Genomic DNA, 1998 nt, shown 5'->3' with positions numbered 1-1998 from the left:
CCGATCACCAGAAATGGCCCCCCTTCTCCCGAAGTTACGGGGGCATTTTGCCGAGTTCCTTAACCATAGTTCACCCGAACGCCTCGGTATTCTCTACCTGACCACCTGAGTCGGTTTAGGGTACGGGCCGCCATGAAACTCGCTAGAGGCTTTTCTCGACAGCATAGGATCATCCACTTCACCACAATCGGCTCGGCATCAGGTCTCACCCTGTATGAGAGACGGATTTGCCTATCTCTCGGGCTACACCCTTACCCCGGGACAACCACCGCCCGGGCTGGACTACCTTCCTGCGTCACCCCATCGCTTGCCTACTACCACCTCGGGTCAACGGCTCCACCACTTTCCATTCCCCGAAGGGTCCGGAACGGCTTCACGGTCTTAGCATCAGAGGATTCAACACTGGGCGTTTCAAAGCGGGTACCGGAATATCAACCGGTTGTCCATCGACTACGCCTGTCGGCCTCGCCTTAGGTCCCGACTTACCCTGGGCAGATCAGCTTGACCCAGGAACCCTTAGTCAATCGGCGCACACGTTTCCCACGTGTGTATCGCTACTCATGCCTGCATTCTCACTCGTGAACCGTCCACCACTGCCTTCCGGCGCGGCTTCACCCGGCACACGACGCTCCCCTACCCATCCCAGCGGGCGTTGGCCCTCATGCTGGAATGACACGACTTCGGCGGTACGCTTGAGCCCCGCTACATTGTCGGCGCGGAATCACTTGACCAGTGAGCTATTACGCACTCTTTCAAGGATGGCTGCTTCTAAGCCAACCTCCTGGTTGTCTCTGCGACTCCACATCCTTTCCCACTTAGCGTACGCTTAGGGGCCTTAGTCGATGCTCTGGGCTGTTTCCCTCTCGACCATGGAGCTTATCCCCCACAGTCTCACTGCCGCGCTCTCACTTACCGGCATTCGGAGTTTGGCTAAGGTCAGTAACCCGGTAGGGCCCATCGCCTATCCAGTGCTCTACCTCCGGCAAGAAACACACGACGCTGCACCTAAATGCATTTCGGGGAGAACCAGCTATCACGGAGTTTGATTGGCCTTTCACCCCTAACCACAGGTCATCCCCCAGGTTTTCAACCCTGGTGGGTTCGGTCCTCCACGACCTCTTACAGCCGCTTCAACCTGCCCATGGCTAGATCACTCCGCTTCGGGTCTTGAGCGCGCTACTAAACCGCCCTATTCGGACTCGCTTTCGCTACGGCTTCCCCACACGGGTTAACCTCGCAACACACCGCAAACTCGCAGGCTCATTCTTCAAAAGGCACGCAGTCACGAGACAAGAGCAAGCTCTTGCCCGACGCTCCCACGGCTTGTAGGCACACGGTTTCAGGTACTATTTCACTCCGCTCCCGCGGTACTTTTCACCATTCCCTCACGGTACTATCCGCTATCGGTCACCAGGGAATATTTAGGCTTAGCGGGTGGTCCCGCCAGATTCACACGGGATTTCTCGGGCCCCGTGCTACTTGGGTGATTCTCAAACGAGCCGTCAATGTTTCAGCTACGGGGGTCTTACCCTCTACGCCGGACCTTTCGCATGTCCTTCGCCTACATCAACGGTTTCTGACTCGCCGACCGGCCGGCAGACCGGTCAAAAGAACTCCCACAACCCCGCATGCGCAACCCCTGCCGGGTATCACACACATACGGTTTGGCCTCATCCAGTTTCGCTCGCCACTACTCCCGGAATCACGGTTGTTTTCTCTTCCTGCGGGTACTGAGATGTTTCACTTCCCCGCGTTCCCTCCACACTGCCTATGTGTTCAGCAGCGGGTGACAGCCCATGACGACTGCCGGGTTTCCCCATTCGGACACCCCCGGATCAAAGCTCGGTTGACAGCTCCCCGGGGCCTATCGCGGCCTCCCACGTCCTTCATCGGTTCCTGGTGCCAAGGCATCCACCGTGCGCCCTTAAAAACTTGGCCACAGATGCTCGCGTCCACTGTGCAGTTCTCAAACAACGACCAACCACCCACCACCCCCAC

At 57.8% G+C, this 1998-nt stretch carries 1 rRNA gene (only partly in view); it reads right to left on the bottom strand.

Annotated features, from left to right (window positions below):
- Positions 1-1938, bottom strand: a 23S ribosomal RNA gene (locus ACFWV8_RS38150) (it extends 1270 nt beyond the left edge of the window).
- Positions 1939-1998: the final 60 nt, after the last annotated feature.

Origin of the sequence: Streptomyces sp. NPDC058665 (assembly GCF_042714995.1) — a bacterium.
In the GTDB taxonomy this organism is placed as follows: domain Bacteria; phylum Actinomycetota; class Actinomycetes; order Streptomycetales; family Streptomycetaceae; genus Streptomyces.
Note: the sequence above shows the minus strand (reverse complement) of the source record. Positions and strands in the feature narration are given on the sequence as shown.